Below are 14,552 nucleotides of genomic sequence, written 5' to 3'. Positions count from 1 at the left end.
ATAAATGATTTATCAACTTTTAGATACGTTTGATAAACATTGCTTATTCACTAAATCTGCTAATTCTACTTCTAAGAGATTTGCTATTTTAACTAACGTTTCAAGATCTGGTTGAGAAGAATTTGTACACCACTTTGAAACAGTTGATGGATTTACATTTAGCTGTTCACATAACCATTTATTTGTCTTCTTCTTTTCAACCAAAACTACTTTTATGCGATTTATGTCTGTTTCCATAAAATTCAAATCTATTGTTCGGCTGCAAATTTAGTGAAAATTTTTCACACAACCATAAGGGCGATATATGTTATTAAGCATAAAAATGCCCCGACAAGAGGGGATGATTCTTGTCGGGGCGAGTGAGAAGGATGAGGGATTAGTAGAGACGGACGCAGGTTATGTTGGCGGTTTTGACGTCGTATGGTGTGTCATAGTGCTCTTTCGAGAAGGCGATGGCGAGGTGTTGGATGCGGTGTTTGAGCCCAAGTCTTTTGAGGAAGATGATGAAGTTTCCGAGGAGTTCGATGAGGTAGTCATCGCCTTTGTCAGTTTTGACGTAGCCTAAGAGGATTACATTGTCGGGGAGATTGAGCATGCCCTTGGTCTGTGTCAGGACGACAAGTGCAGTAGAAAATGTCGGGTCGTCAGAGGTGAGGCTAATGCCATTGCTGTACTCTTTGTAGGTCAGATTGGAAGGCTGAGTGCCGAATTTGTCGGCGAGATAGTTCTCTACATCGGCGAGTGCATTTCGCACACGCTGGTCGGTATTGAGTGGCTGCTGTGTCGTAGATTCTGTCGGTTTTTCTTCGTTGGGAGCCTTGTGGCCGAAGAGGGTTTTCACACGGGAGAGGAGTTGATTGAGGTTGTTGGATACTTTCATTTTCTGTTGGATTTGGGGTTTGTTTGTGAATTGAGTTCGTTGATTTTTTCTTCGAGGCGGTGCTTCTGATCGAGAGCGCGGGCGGTTTCCTGCACACGGTCTTCGTAGTCTTTCACCTCTTTTTCGATTTGCTTGACACGTTCAGGGTCGCGGAACCAGCTCTGAATGCTGTCGAGTCCTTCGGAGTTAACTCCTCCGTGCATCAGGATGTAGTGATACTTGATGTCGGAGATACGGGCTCGTTCGATGCGCGACTCTTGCCAGATAGTGGCAGCTCCGAAGAAGATGAAGGTGAACACCGAGATGAACATGGTGAGATAGACTTGCCATGATTCCTTGGCGATACGGATTGTCTTTTCAATCTTCTGTACCGGTGGATTGGCGGTGAAGTTGTCAATCTTGTTGGTGATTTCAGTCTTCAGGTCATCGACTGAGGCTGTCAGATTGCTCCCGATTTCGCTGACCGTCTGCGTCTGTGTTTCGATGGATGCCTGCATCTCATCGACTTTTTCTGTAACGGCTGACGTTATGGTGGTACCCATATTGTTCAGATCGTCGGCGGTGGCGCAGTTGAGTTGCGACTCCTTGATTTCGGTGCACGTACCATTGATTGTGCTGAGGTCGTCAGCTATGTTCTGGAGAATATTCTCCGAGAAATTTTCAGAATTTCCTTTCATGTTTTTCAGTTTTTGAAATTACACACTTCTGCCTCTTTTTCTCTTTTGGCGGCGTTTCATCTCGTTGATGAAAGCCTCCTCTTCCGGGTCATAGGCAGGTCCGACTTGGAAGAGACCACCGAGTGCATTGCCGAGTCCTTCGACAATATTGGCTCCCGCTTCAAGCACTTTGCCGACTGCATTTGGTCCCTGTTTAGGCTGCTGTCGCATTGGTTTTGGCGAGGGCGATGCCGGCTGGGACTGCCGTTTTTTTGTTCCGGTCAAGAGCCTTGCAGATGACATCGTAGGAGCATCTGCCGTTGCGGTCAACCTGCGAAGCTTTGAACTTTTGCCCGTCCTTGAAATAGGAAAGACCGTCGACTTCGGTAGAGCCACGTCGGAATTTTTTCCTTACCGTTACACCTTTTTGTGAGAGTTCGCGCTGAAAAGTAGTCCAGTCCTTTGCTGATCTTTTGGCGGCTTGAACGGCGAGATAAATCTCCTGTCGGATTTTCGGCCGTCCTTTAAGACGCTCAGTTTTCACTTGGTCTTTGTTCTCACCATAGGTCAGACCGTACTTCTTTTTCATCTCGTCGCATATCTCGTTGTTGCGGTAATATTCGAAACTGTCGCTTACACATTTGCCGTCATTATCCACCCGGTTATAGACGATGTGACAGTGAGGATGCTCCTTGTCGAGGTGCCGGGCTATGATAAACTGGGTGTTTTTGATACCCATTTTATCCATATATTCCAGCGCGAGTTTCACCATAAATTCATCGCTCATGCGCTCGGCATCTTTCGGAGAATAGGACAAAGATATGTGTCCGCACCAGTGTCTGACCCTGCTGTTGAGATGTCGCTGACACTCAAAACCGTCGATAATATCTTTCGGCGTATCGGTCAGCAGACCCTCGGAATAGAGCAGACGTGCCTCTTTGTTTTTCTCTTTCAGCGCGAGAACATACTCTACGCAGCCGGAAAAACAGCTTCCTTTAGTTATGCCTCCAATCATAAGACAGTCTTGTATAAAGCGTTTTTATCTCCTTGCTCAGACCTTTGAGAGACCACTCCACGAGTTTGAAACCCGCTTCGTTGGCTTTCTTCGCAAGCTGATTCAGATTATTCGCCATGCTCCCGATCTGACGCAGAATCGCCATATCATCGGGTGTGGCTACTGCCGTAACCTTGGCGTTGAGCAGAGCGTGGCGCCAGAAGTCAGACAACTTTCTGCCGGATTTTCGACAGTTTTCCTGAACGGTCTGATACTGTTCTTCATTGAGCCTGACACTGACAACGTATGACTTGCCAGATTTCTCGGATGCTCCCGGAGGAGCTTTCTTTCTTCTTGTGAATGTCATTGTCTTGGGATTTTGAGATTCGACTTTGTGACCATCGGGAACGGACTCCAGCCGCCCGGTAACGGAGGATGCAAGGTCGGAAATGTTTACATTGCCACTACCTTGCTATCCTCCTATTCCTTACAGAATATCCGGATACCGGCGTTGCCGATGGCTTCGCCATTTTCACTGCCTTGGAGCAGTGGTCAGAACGATTTACTGATTAGTGTGAACCAGCCTTCATAATTGGCGGCGTTATTGTCAAGATGCTCATTGATGATGTGCTCGACAAAGTTGCTGACGCTGTAGCCGGGACCACCGAAGAATCGGGCAGTGCGCTCGACACGGTCAAACGTCTCATTGCTGATTGCTACCTGATGTTTGTTGTCCTTGCCGAGTTTAATCGGGGCAAAGAAAGCGGTGCGGTAATCTTCGAGTTCGCTCTTGCGCTGTTTGGCAGTGGGGCGAGGTGACTTTGACTGAGCGGCTTCGCTCTGTTCAGCGATGGGCTGAACTTCTGGGTTGGTAGGATTTTCCATAGTTTCAGAGAAAATGGAATTGTTAGACATATCAGTCATTTCGGATGACTGAGGATTTGAGATTTTTGATTGTGCCATTTCATTCAGATTTTAGAGAGCTTTCGCTCAGTTTGTATTCTTCGATGCCTACGAGTTCCAGATGTAGCGCGTCAACAAGTTGGCGCAATGCCGGATTTCGTTGCATCATTTGTTCAAGGATGCCATGTGGAGTTTGCTCGGATATCAGAAAGTCGGCAATGTCAAGACCTTGTGTACGCTGCTCATCGGTAGCCATCTGTTCAAGCGATTCAAACAGTGTCGCCTTTATTCCGGAATCATCGAATAGCGTCAGTTTCTTGCGCCAATCGTCAGTAGCGTTTAGGTCGGGGACCAGCATCACCTCTCTGTCTCGGAGTGCTTTGATTGCCTCGCGGTTGAGACAACTGCACTTGCCGCCTGTAGCGAGCCACAGATATTGCGGGAGGTAATGTGTTGCGAGTATTGCCGTCTTCTCACTCTCCACAATGGCAACCGGCTTGTCGCGGATATATGGGAGCAGATGCTCACCGAAGAAACATTGGGTTAACTTGAAGTCGGGCAATCTCAACACCGAGTGTACCCAGTTGATGTGTGGAAACGGCTCCTGAACACGATGTCCGGTCAATCGGTCATACAGCATAATCTTTCCGCCACGGACTTCACCATCATTTGAGATTTGCCAGAATACCGTGGCACCTTGCCAATGCTTTGATGTGCCTACGCGATACATTTCCATCAATCGCCGTGCTTCATCACTTCCAATTATCGCCGCCACGAAAGCAAAGAGATTATTGCGGTCGTAGCCACGCATGGTGGCCTCCACCATTGCATCATCAATCCTGCTCATCGGTAGTAACCCTGATTGTTTTCCAATCGGCATTGACCAGCGGGCGCATCACGAATGTAAGCGGATGTGATTTACAGTCTCCAGGGCGTCCGACAATCGCGATATACACGATTGCCGATTCCTGCCAGTTGCGTTTCACCTCGATTCGGTGTGTATTGCCGATTGCCACAGATATTGCAGCGAGCATAGCCGATGCCGTGTAGTCATTCGGAAATCCGCAGGTTGTGTTGAGTTCGAGTATAATCCGTTGCATCTTGGCGGGGAACACGTGGACCGGAAAATCATTGTCGGATGTTTTGGCGTGATTCATCAGTGCGCTGATTACAGAGTCCGGAGTAATATTCTTTTCCATAGGCTCAGAAATTATAGCCCCCGCGGGGACGGCGTTTCATACCGGCAGTGATGGCCGCTGCTGTTTCGGCGAGAGAAGGAGCGGCGGAATGTTTGCGCCCTCCCTCGATCCATGCGTAGATTTCATCCTCATAAAAATAGAGGAGCTTGCCGCGCTTATAGCTCGGAATGGGGTCATTCGGAACTTTGACCGCGCGGTAGAGGGTAGAAAGTGACTTGCCGATTATCTGGCAAGCCTCTTTCGCATACACGAGTCTGCATGAGGACTTGGACTGTTTGGAGAGGCCGGCGATGCCTGCCTTTTCAAGCAGGTCAAGCACTCGATCGAGTTTCTCGGATAGATCGCTTACCACATGTGGCAGCTGGTCGAAAGAGATTTTGGATGTTTCCATATCAGTACGATTTTAAATTGTTTTACGGAAATAAAACCGCGCTGATTGAAAGTGAGTTGTCAGTGTCATATGGACACCTTGAAATAACCGAAAATAACCTCATTTGATCCTGTAAGCTATTGAGTATCAATTCGGGTCGTGCATAAACTTTTCAAGTGGTGATTAAATGAATTTTAGAGTGATTTGATGGTTGGGATTACAGATAACCTAAATTTAAGCGATCTTGACTTAATGCAATATTAAGTTGCCCGATGTAGGGTTCGATGTAATGATGTAAGTTTAGATAAAACAAACTTCACAAATTTGTGAAGTTTGAAAACTGTTTATATCTTTGCATCGTAATACAGTTATATGATAGCTAACAATCTTACTCCGTTTGAACCCACTCATCCGGGAGAACTTATCCGAGATGAACTTGAGGCAAATAGCCTTACTCAGGCAAAACTCGCCGAGAGTATAGGTGTAAAGCATTCTCTGCTTAATGAGATAATCAAAGGGAAGAGAGGGGTTAATACCGAAATAGCTTTACTTATAGAAGCGGCATTGAATATACCGGCTGATTTATTGCTTAATCTGCAAAGTGATTATAATATGCAGATGGCGAAGTCAGACGCATCTTTTATGAAGCGTCTTTCTTCAATTCGTAATATTGCGGCAGTGTTGTAAAGTATTTTTGAATGATAGTTATTGAAACAGACCGATTGATTCTTCGCTCGTGGAAGCCAGGGGATTTACATTTGTTCGCCGAGATGAACAAGGACTCACGTGTTATGCGCTATTTCCCAGCAACACTGAGTAATGCTGAGACAGAGGCTTTCTACAATCGTATTCAGAATGAGTTTGACTCTAAAGGCTGGGGATTATATGCTGTGGAAATAAAATCCACATGTGAATTTATCGGATATGTAGGACTGCATGAGATTGGTTTCGATGCAGACTTCACTCCCGGAGTTGAAATAGGGTGGCGTCTTGCCGCTGACTATCACAATCAGGGATATGCAACCGAAGCAGCCAAAGTTGTGCTGAGTCTGGCAAAGAGTGCGGGGATTGAAAGGCTGTTTTCTTTCACTGCCAAGATAAATGCACCGTCAGAGCGTGTGATGCAAAAGATTGGAATGGTAAAGGCCGGAGAGTTCAGGCATCCTAATCTGTCGGATGATTCTCCGCTGTGTGTTCATGTGCTTTATAAGCTTGATTTATAACAAAAGGGCGAATAACCATGACAAAAGTCACGGCTATTCGCCAATACTATACCGGGAAGTTCCCTTGTTATTTCCTATTCTTCTTTTTAGCTGCCTCTAATTTGGCTTTAACCTCTTCCTCTGCCAATCTCTTGGGGATAATGTCGAGATTAATGGTCTTATAGCGTTTATAATGCTCGAAAAGATAATTCATTTCTTTGGCAGAGAGTAAAGGAATGCGGTCTTTCCCCGGATTCCTATCGGCAAGTTTCGCAATAATAGTTCCTACCTGCACGGAGCCGAAACTTTTAGCAAATACATTTTTGATGAATAAGGCTATGTTTTCGCCTTTCAGTTTCAGGAATTTCCCGACATTATAGCCAAGATGCTTCAGGTCTTCTTTTGACAGGTGATTGCTCCGTAGCTGAACAGCATCGAACCGGGCTAACGGATTGACTGTCCAGATTTTTGCATTATTGTGTAGTTTGTCCAGTTCGTGAGACTCCATGAACTGTTCCATCGTATGTGTGATATATGCACAGATAAACGACACTTGTTCAAGATTATATAGTTCTTCGTGACGTTTTAGTTCGTTAAACGCCTCATCACATCGCTGCTTTCGTGTCATTATCTCCTCGTGCGATTCGATATTGTCTTTATGTTTCTCATAGAAATCACAAATTGGACCCATGTCCTCGAGATAATACACCGAACCATCGGGAGTAACGTAAACCTCTTGCTCTGTTTCCTCTATCAAAGTACTTCCATCCGGATTCTTGTGAACATCCTGAATGCATACCGATGAGAAGAAACCTACATCTTCATCATATTCCCGCTTCTTTTGAATGCGGGTAACTCCGTGTTCATGGTCATAACGCTCCTCATCTGTCATAGAGTCAAGATCTACGTTGTATGCTTCCTCAAGTTCAGCATCATAGTCTCTCGAATCATTATATGATTTCTCAATCAGAATCTCATCGTCAGATAATTCCATGCCTACATAAGCATCTTCTCCATCAGGGAAACGTATATGACGCATATCGTCTACGATTTCCAATACCTCAAACGGTCGGTTTTCATTCATAGGAATGGCAACTTTCGATTCTTCTTTGTTCTCTGCTACACAAGCAGTTTTTGGAATTGGCTCAGAGCATTGCTCCTGTATTTCCGATACATCTATCGTGGTTACTGATACCTTTTCACTGGTCGGAGTTTCGGCAATAGCCATGACTTCACGGCGACGAAAAAGAGCCGAAAGGCGGTTGAACAAGTCTTCGATTACTGATTGAAAACCACAATAAAGACCGATTGATAGGACAAAGAAAACGGCAAAGAGTACATTGCCGGTAAATTGGTCGGTACCAAAACGATGAATGGAAGCGTGGCGACCAAGTAAAGCCATTATGCCACATCCGGCAACAACGGCACTCCAGATAAAAATTTTGTCCCGGGTAGGGGAAGCATAGATCCTCGTGCGCTGGGGCGTATTTCTAATAAGCAAATAGAGGATTAAAATTTTTACGTCTTTATAGACAATTCCACCCACGATTTTGTTCAGACGAAATTAATAATAAGCACTCACAAATATGCGTACCTGGCAACTGAATGGGTTTTCCCAATCATCAGTGTGTTTCTCTAATTTATATTCACATCTCATGCTACGTAACATATTGCCAAACTCATCCATGAGTGCGCCTCGTCCATTCTCTTGATAAAAAGGACTGACACATACTAAAATATGATTGTGACTCATGTCTGAATTTAAAATACTGGCAATGTTGTGACGTTCAAACTCAATGATGTCTAAAACATTCGAGAATAGATGGATTACCGTATCAGATTGCGGACGTATATCGTCTTCTGTCAATTGTCCGGCAGAGACATTATATGCTGTTATTTTAGAGTTTTCATAGAACTGCTCCAAATATTGTAATCCTAGCGTCAGTGAAGCTTTACTTGGTTCGATTACAGTGAAATCGGATATTTTATCGTTGTCAATATAATGGTTCTTAAGAAAGTCAGACAACACCATTTCTGCAATACATTGGCCACAACCATAGTCAACGACAGAGATACTTCCTTCTGACCATACCTTATGTGGGATGCGGTCATACGCTATCTGAAGCTTTTGTCTATGTATTTCTCCGTAAGAAGATATATACATATCAAGCTGCTCTTTAGTCGTGAGGTTGGCGAGGCCGTTTCCCAACTCATCTTTCAGCTTCTTTTGTTTATTCTCTGAAAGTGAGTTGATATGTTGTTTCACAGACTCCACAACATCGTCAAACGATAATCGAGAGGCATTGAATTGTGGGATAAAATGAAATGCTGATGTCTGTTTCATATAATTGAGTCGTTGTCTGGGTTCTGCTGATGCCGAAGGTAATTCTGACGGGCGGAAACCGGGGACGTGTTAGCGTAGCAGTATGCGCATCCGTGCGGGCAGGTATTGTAAGTCCCAATATCCTTTGATGTGATACAACCGCAGAGTGAGCGTTGGCCTTTGTCTGTTTTAGAATTGCGTATCAAAGGTTCTAATTCCGGCGATAATCGGCATATCAGCTCCGGGTCTATGCAGCGGTTGTGACTGATTCCAAATTCTGACAGATCAACTTTTTCGGCGCAGGTCGCAAGTTCGAGACCGAGCTTCATATCTGCCAGTCTGCGTGAAAATTCAACCATTTCGTCCTCCGACCACTCATGATAGTTTATCCCTGCATCGGAAAGATTCCGACCGACTTTGCGATACGAGGATATATCAGCAAAACTAAACACCAGTTTCTCGACATATCCGCGTAATCCGCCTGCTATATTGCTGATTTTATGCAATAAATCCTCTGCCGAAATTCTGTCTGTCAGAATCAACGGGTCGAATCGCCAAACGACTGAACCTAAGCCCAATTCATCAACCAGACGTTTGAATGTTTCAATTCGCCCGTGCAAAGGTGGAACACTCGGCTCTAATCCCTCGGCCTCGTAGTCATTAAGTGTATATTGGACGTAACAACCAATCCCTTTTTGTTTCAAGATTGGCAGGAACGGAAATAGCGGCGCAGGATTCTTCGACCAGAATACGATAAATTTGGTATTGTCAAAAGAAACGTATGAATCCTTGCCATTGTAGGGATTACGCCATCTTACATGCCCTTTGCTGAGACGATTGAAAAACCAGTTACTGTAGAACGCCGGAATATCGGTGGCTCGACTTGCTGAAACAATCAGCGGAGTCTGAGCATCGACAATATTGCCGTCATCTAATGTAAGTTTTTGCTTTTCGTTTTTCATGGTGCAAATTTAATATCAAACATGGGCAATAATAAGGCGCACTAATGCTAATAAATGTTATACATTATAATTGTGGCAAAAAAGCCATATATAAACCGAATAGAGTCTGTTTATCGGCAAAACTTTTATCAAAGTTGAGTCTAACACGGTAAAAACTTGCTGATATCGGCAAGTTTTTACAAGAGTATCCATAATTAAATATGATTGTTCTTTCGGCTCGTGCATTGGGATTATTTACAAAATCGTCAACGACACACGTCTTCCAAGACCTTCGAAGATTCGGAAGAGGGTATTGAGCTGAACATCGGATTTCCCGTTTTCAAGACGGGATATATAGGTTTTCTTTGTACCGATACGCTCAGCAAGCTGTTCCTGCGTCAGTCCCGCTTTAAGACGTTCTGCTTTAAGCGTCTCGGCCAGACAAAAGGCAGCTGCGTCGGCATCAAATTGTTCACGCTCCTGGGTGCCAGCTTTGCCGTATTCTGCATCAAGAAGCTCGTCGAATGTACGCGCCTTCATGATGGCTTCTTTCTTTGCTTTATTCATGTTCTTTATCGTTAAAGTATTCTTTCATTATTTTTTTAGCTCGCTCGATTTGCTGCTTGGGAGTCTTTTGAGTCTTCTTCTGAAAACCGTTGAAGAGAATTACAAGTGAACCCTCGTCAAAGCAACAGAAGATGCGAAATATATTATTTCCGACTTCAACGCGAATTTCATATAACCCGTCCGCATCTTCCATATTCTTCAGAATGGTCTTTGGAACTCTATCCACAGTCTTGACAACGTTGATGCAGTAGTTTATTTTGCGTCTCACTGCATCAGTCTGAGCCACGTAGAACTCCTTGAAGTAATCTTTGTATAGCTTTATGGTTCGGTTCGCCATATCTTATTATGTAACCGCAAAGTTAACTAAAAAGTTTACTTTGGCAAAATTATTCATGTATTTATTTCAGAGAGATTGAGTTGATGGCATCACAGATTATGATTCCAAACAAATCGGTGTTTTTGGGGTGATTCGCTTTTAATATTTGGGATGTTTCACTTGGACGTTATTTCAGCGAGATGGAATTAGCGACATCGCGCTTCTTTTGGTTCACGACCTCTGCATAGATCTGGGTGGTGGCCACGTTTTTATGCGTTAGCATTTTGCTGACAGTGTAGATGTCGGTGCCGTTGGTAATCAGGAGTGTAGCGTATGTGTGGCGGGCGCAGTGGAAGGTTATCCGTCTTGATATGCCTGCGGATTTAATCCACTCTTTCAGCGGATGATTCACCATGTGGCGTTTGAGCCCTTTGAAAATCAGCCCTTCCGAACGTTCACCGCAGAGTGCGAGAGTTTCATCGCTGATAGGGAGGTTGGTTTCTTCCTCGGTTTTCTCAGTACACATTCTGATAAGATAGCCTCCGTCCTGCCCCATCTGGATATGCTCCCATGAGAGTTGCAGAATGTCGCTTATGCGAAGTCCGGTCATACAGCTAAACAAAACCGCCTGTTTCAGAACGGGAATCTTACAAGGTATAGCGACAAGCAGCTTGACTTCCGCGAGTGTAAGAAACTCTTTCTTGACTTCCTTCCACTCGATTTTCTCAAGGAAGTCATTGACATTCTCGCGGAGATATTTCTCCTGATAAGCCATTTTCAGCAAGGCACGGAATGTCGACCAATATCCTGCCGCCGAATTGTGTGAGATTGGCCCTTTCCCATTGTTATGCTGACGTTGGGCAGAGAGAAGATAAGTACGGAAGCCCTTGCAGAAGTCAACTGTCAGATCGCAGAAACGGCACTTGCCCTTGCAGTAGATTTCAAAGTGTCGGAGAACGCAGTCCCATTTCTGATACTTCTGACGGCATTTCTGCTTGAAGTAGGCAAGAAAGTCCATGCGCAGCTTCTCCTTATCAAGAAAATCGAACTGCTCGTTAAGCAACTGCTCGAAGCGACGGCAGCGGATAGCTTCAGCCTTTTCAAGCATTGAGGAGTTAAACTGACGCTCCCGCTCATTCTTGGGCGAGGCATAGATATAGATACCGAGGGTTTCACGGCGGCTCATCCGGTTGGTATGAGGATTACGGATGGCAGGATAGAAATCAAGGTAGAGCGATATGCGTCCACCCGAAATAGCCTTCTGACGAAGGAAAACTTTGGTGCATGTATTCATACGCGTTTGATTTAGAGATTTGATGCGAAGGTAGGGAGTGTTCAAATAGTGGACTCAAACACCCTGTTAAGGGCAATTCCCACCGATAGCCCACCGTAGTTCCACCGCATCAAATCTTGGGTGGAGAAAACAGATTATCAAGCTCTTGCTTTGATATTTTGACGATTCTTCCGACCTTAATCTTGCTTATGCCATAGGTCTTTACATAATGATAAATTTGGTCGCGTGTCATGTTGTACTTTTCAATTGCCTCCGGAATCGTATAGTATTCCGGCTCATTGACTGCAACACCTTTTGCCTTGTCGAAATGCCATTTTGAATAGCGGGCTTCACAACCTATTTTCATTTTCGGAATTCTCTCCTTTAAGACAAGATTATAGATTGCCGAGAGCGACATGCCATAACGCTCCTGTATCTCCGCAGCGGTGTACCATTCGGTAATTTCTTCTTTCCGATGCAGTTTGGGAAGGGGGTTAAGTGTCAAGCGTTTGCGGTTTAACTGGTTCAAGCCATCTCGCAGAAAGTGACTGAAAGTGAGCGAAGTAGCAATTTTGTCATATCCTGGGCTGTCTCAGCTCCATTATGTGCAACCATATCAGTTGCTTATTTCAATGGCAAAGTTAGCGATTGTCAGACAAATAACCAAATTTGATCTGGCATCTCAGCCACTGTAATTATTACCACGGTAATAATTACGGCGGTAATAAAATTTGACAGTTATTCTTCTTCGTAGTAATATGAGTAGTCGATGCCTTTCATGAACATCTCGCGGTCAGTAATACGATCGGTGAGAGCCGGTCTGATAAGATTCTTGATTGAAGCGGAATCTACCACGCTTGCAACCATTGCATCCATATATTCCGATTTCCCGACCTTACTCCAGTCGACACAAAGTTTTAATGACCTTTTCAGCATCATATCTAGCCAGATACGTGTGCTGCGGCCATTGCCTTCCATAAATGGATGAGCCACGTTCATCTCCACATACTTGTCCATAATCTCATCGAATGTAGTTTCCGGCATCCTCTCAATAGTGGACAGCGAAGTAGGTAGATACTGCACCATAGCAAACTGAAAACCACCCTTGGCAATATTCTTAGTACGTATCTTACCGGCAAAGTCATATAATCCACCGAAGAGATATGAATGAATTTGCTGCAGACCCATTACTGTTCCTACCTCAATGGTCGACATCAACGAGCTATCCCACAACTCGTATGCCTTGTCACGACTTTTATTGTCAAGCTGGTCTTCTCCCGTGATTAGCCATTTCGCAAACGCCATTGCATTTCGGCTTGGGGTGGCATCAATGAGAGAAAGTATGTCTGCTTGCGAGAGGCAATCTGTAAGATAACGTTTCCCGTCAGCAGCAGCCATCTTCAGTTGGTTACATTTTGTAACCAACTCGTTTCCGTCTTTTGCCAGACGGTGCTTCATCACTTTCCAGTAATTGCGTGGATTCTTGCTTTCAGTGAGAATTGCAATAACATCTACTACCGAGAAGAGCCACTGAGAGTTAGCGCTATCCCATGCTGCACGCACTTCGCGGTCATTGAAAAATCGTATTGATATTTTGTCGCTCATGATTCAGATTTGTTTATGATCCAAGTGGCATTATTCTTTGCTCCGATACGTGAGAGGATTGCTTTCTCTTTTAGGGAGGCAATGGCGCGATCAACCGTTCGCTTGCTCAGTCCGGTTTTGGTTGCAATGGCTGCGATTGAGATTTGAGGATTCTCTTGAATCATCTTTATTACAGCCATCTCCTTCAGGGAAAGGTGCGCGGTTAAACGCATTGGCGTTTCCAAAACGTCATTTTGGCGTTTAGCGTCCTTTGAAACGTCAGACTGACGTTTATCTTCACTCCATCTGATGTGAAGTGTGCGATTTCGCAAGTCGGCAGGTACGCCAAACACCGCAAAGTTCATGAAGCGTTCAAGTGGCTCAAATGTGCGGTGAATCCCATTGGGGATGTTCTCATATTGAGACCTAACCAACGCATTCCGAAAGAACCATGAATGTTTGGCAAAACTCTCATTGTTGACATCAAAGCCGAAACTACGGAGATACTTTATCAGGAACACGGCAGTAGTGCGGGTATTGCCCTCGCCGAAAGCGTGAATCTGCCAAACGCTTGATATGAATCGGGCGATATGGTTGATCGCCTCCTGTGCGGAATGGCTACTATAATCAAACTTCTTTTCCTCAGAGAAATCAAATGTCATCAGGTCCATCAAATTCCCGGCATTGGCATATTCGATTGTATCACCATCAAGAATCCACTGATTCTTAGTGATATTATATGTGCGGAACAATCCGGCATGAGGCAGAATACCCTTGAAAAGATAGCCGTGAATATGTGCCAACTCCATAGGAGAGAAAGTAAAAGCCTTTTGCGCCAACAGAGCATTGATTCGTTCAGATACACCGTCCGCCTCAAGAGTTCTGTCCGCCTCTGCCTTTTCCCGCACATCTTTCTGCTGATAGTACTCTTCAAGTCGATGGCGTACATCTTCAGTGCTTATCTTCCCTTCGATATTCTCTTTAGCTTGCGATACAAGAAAATCCGATGGCGTCAACCCATCAACCTGCTGCAAGCCGATGGCAATAGACCAGTTCTTCGCCCTTTGCACCTTATCCGGCTCAGAGGAACGCAAATACTGCTCAAACTCCTGATATTTATCTTGGTATGCCATGATTACATTCATTAAAGACTTCCGATATTCGTCTGCCAAGCATCAGCCTTCTCTTTATGTCCCTGATCCTCGTGAACTATATATTCGTCAAACTCCGACATTGTTGTTAATTCGAATTCTATTGTCAAAATCGCTGGCAAATGCGCAAATCGAGCGGTATGTTCTATCTAGGTTCCAACCGTCCTTGAACTCAATACGGTTGGCTTCCACT

Annotated in this window: 21 protein-coding genes; 2 read left to right on the top strand and 19 right to left on the bottom strand. The window is 44.7% G+C overall.

The window, feature by feature from the left end; genetic code table 11:
• Positions 1–12: 12 nt before the first annotated feature.
• The 10 genes from E7745_RS12135 to E7745_RS12095 form a co-directional block, all read right to left on the bottom strand.
• Positions 13–237 (bottom strand): helix-turn-helix transcriptional regulator, encoded by a 225-nt coding sequence (locus tag E7745_RS12135; RefSeq protein WP_136408918.1) that lies wholly within the window; start codon positions 235–237, stop codon positions 13–15.
• A 139-nt stretch (positions 238–376) separates the two neighbouring features.
• Complete coding sequence (locus E7745_RS14895) at positions 377–880, bottom strand: hypothetical protein (RefSeq protein ID WP_160631898.1); 504 nt, start codon at positions 878–880, stop codon at positions 377–379.
• Positions 877–1,557 carry a hypothetical protein gene (locus E7745_RS12130; protein ID WP_136408917.1) on the bottom strand — a complete coding sequence of 227 codons (681 nt, stop codon included), beginning with the start codon at positions 1,555–1,557 and terminating at the stop codon, positions 877–879. The genes E7745_RS14895 and E7745_RS12130 overlap by 4 nt, the downstream gene beginning before the upstream one ends.
• An 18-nt stretch (positions 1,558–1,575) precedes the next feature.
• On the bottom strand, positions 1,576–1,767 hold the full coding sequence (locus tag E7745_RS12125; protein WP_136408916.1) for a hypothetical protein: 192 nt from the start codon (positions 1,765–1,767) through the stop codon (positions 1,576–1,578).
• Positions 1,751–2,551, bottom strand: coding sequence for a relaxase/mobilization nuclease domain-containing protein (locus tag E7745_RS12120; protein ID WP_136408915.1), 801 nt, complete (start codon positions 2,549–2,551; stop codon positions 1,751–1,753). The genes E7745_RS12125 and E7745_RS12120 overlap by 17 nt, the downstream gene beginning before the upstream one ends.
• Complete coding sequence (gene mobC, locus E7745_RS12115) at positions 2,532–2,897, bottom strand: plasmid mobilization relaxosome protein MobC (RefSeq protein ID WP_136408914.1); 366 nt, start codon at positions 2,895–2,897, stop codon at positions 2,532–2,534. The genes E7745_RS12120 and mobC overlap by 20 nt, the downstream gene beginning before the upstream one ends.
• A 185-nt stretch (positions 2,898–3,082) precedes the next feature.
• Positions 3,083–3,493: a DUF3408 domain-containing protein gene (locus tag E7745_RS12110; RefSeq protein WP_136408913.1), complete on the bottom strand. Its 411-nt coding sequence runs from the start codon at positions 3,491–3,493 to the stop codon at positions 3,083–3,085.
• A gap of 1 nt (position 3,494) precedes the next feature.
• A complete protein-coding gene (locus tag E7745_RS12105; RefSeq protein WP_136408912.1) occupies positions 3,495–4,280 on the bottom strand; it encodes a DUF6371 domain-containing protein in 786 nt (261 codons plus the stop codon).
• Positions 4,267–4,632, bottom strand: coding sequence for a DUF3987 domain-containing protein (locus E7745_RS12100; RefSeq protein WP_124076059.1), 366 nt, complete (start codon positions 4,630–4,632; stop codon positions 4,267–4,269). Before E7745_RS12100 ends, E7745_RS12105 begins: the two co-directional genes overlap by 14 nt.
• Before the next feature lie 4 nt (positions 4,633–4,636).
• Complete coding sequence (locus E7745_RS12095; protein WP_136408911.1) at positions 4,637–5,023, bottom strand: AlpA family transcriptional regulator; 387 nt, start codon at positions 5,021–5,023, stop codon at positions 4,637–4,639.
• Positions 5,024–5,374: 351 nt separating this feature from the next.
• Between E7745_RS12095 and E7745_RS12090 the strand changes: the two genes are divergently transcribed.
• Together E7745_RS12090 and E7745_RS12085 are read left to right on the top strand one after the other, a co-directional pair.
• Positions 5,375–5,689: a HigA family addiction module antitoxin gene (locus tag E7745_RS12090; RefSeq protein WP_136408910.1), complete on the top strand. Its 315-nt coding sequence runs from the start codon at positions 5,375–5,377 to the stop codon at positions 5,687–5,689.
• A gap of 11 nt (positions 5,690–5,700) precedes the next feature.
• A complete protein-coding gene (locus E7745_RS12085; RefSeq protein ID WP_136408909.1) occupies positions 5,701–6,225 on the top strand; it encodes a GNAT family N-acetyltransferase in 525 nt (174 codons plus the stop codon).
• A 67-nt stretch (positions 6,226–6,292) separates the two neighbouring features.
• Here the strand turns inward: E7745_RS12085 and E7745_RS12080 are convergent, their stop codons facing one another.
• From E7745_RS12080 to E7745_RS12040, 9 genes are all read right to left on the bottom strand, one after another.
• Positions 6,293–7,750 carry a hypothetical protein gene (locus E7745_RS12080; RefSeq protein WP_136408908.1) on the bottom strand — a complete coding sequence of 486 codons (1,458 nt, stop codon included), beginning with the start codon at positions 7,748–7,750 and terminating at the stop codon, positions 6,293–6,295.
• Positions 7,751–7,768: 18 nt separating this feature from the next.
• Complete coding sequence (locus E7745_RS12075) at positions 7,769–8,548, bottom strand: hypothetical protein (RefSeq protein ID WP_107033380.1); 780 nt, start codon at positions 8,546–8,548, stop codon at positions 7,769–7,771.
• Positions 8,545–9,489, bottom strand: coding sequence for a DUF1848 domain-containing protein (locus E7745_RS12070; RefSeq protein ID WP_124076303.1), 945 nt, complete (start codon positions 9,487–9,489; stop codon positions 8,545–8,547). The genes E7745_RS12075 and E7745_RS12070 overlap by 4 nt, the downstream gene beginning before the upstream one ends.
• Before the next feature lie 234 nt (positions 9,490–9,723).
• Positions 9,724–10,035, bottom strand: coding sequence for a helix-turn-helix domain-containing protein (locus E7745_RS12065; protein WP_107033382.1), 312 nt, complete (start codon positions 10,033–10,035; stop codon positions 9,724–9,726).
• Positions 10,028–10,372, bottom strand: a complete 345-nt coding sequence (locus tag E7745_RS12060; RefSeq protein WP_107033383.1) for a type II toxin-antitoxin system RelE/ParE family toxin — start codon at positions 10,370–10,372, stop codon at positions 10,028–10,030. The genes E7745_RS12065 and E7745_RS12060 overlap by 8 nt, the downstream gene beginning before the upstream one ends.
• Positions 10,373–10,538: 166 nt before the next feature.
• Positions 10,539–11,645 carry a site-specific integrase gene (locus E7745_RS12055; protein WP_124076298.1) on the bottom strand — a complete coding sequence of 369 codons (1,107 nt, stop codon included), beginning with the start codon at positions 11,643–11,645 and terminating at the stop codon, positions 10,539–10,541.
• 109 nt (positions 11,646–11,754) lie between these two features.
• Positions 11,755–12,153 (bottom strand): helix-turn-helix domain-containing protein, encoded by a 399-nt coding sequence (locus tag E7745_RS12050; RefSeq protein ID WP_136408907.1) that lies wholly within the window; start codon positions 12,151–12,153, stop codon positions 11,755–11,757.
• Positions 12,154–12,362: 209 nt separating this feature from the next.
• On the bottom strand, positions 12,363–13,229 hold the full coding sequence (fic, locus tag E7745_RS12045; protein ID WP_136408906.1) for a protein adenylyltransferase Fic: 867 nt from the start codon (positions 13,227–13,229) through the stop codon (positions 12,363–12,365).
• Positions 13,226–14,341, bottom strand: a complete 1,116-nt coding sequence (locus E7745_RS12040; protein WP_160659063.1) for a Fic family protein — start codon at positions 14,339–14,341, stop codon at positions 13,226–13,228. Before E7745_RS12040 ends, fic begins: the two co-directional genes overlap by 4 nt.
• Positions 14,342–14,552: the final 211 nt, after the last annotated feature.

It is taken from the genome of Duncaniella sp. C9 (assembly GCF_004803935.1).
Classification (GTDB): Bacteria; Bacteroidota; Bacteroidia; order Bacteroidales; family Muribaculaceae; genus Duncaniella; species Duncaniella muris.
The sequence above is the reverse complement of the archived record's forward strand: the minus strand, read 5'-3'. Positions and strand labels throughout refer to the sequence as shown.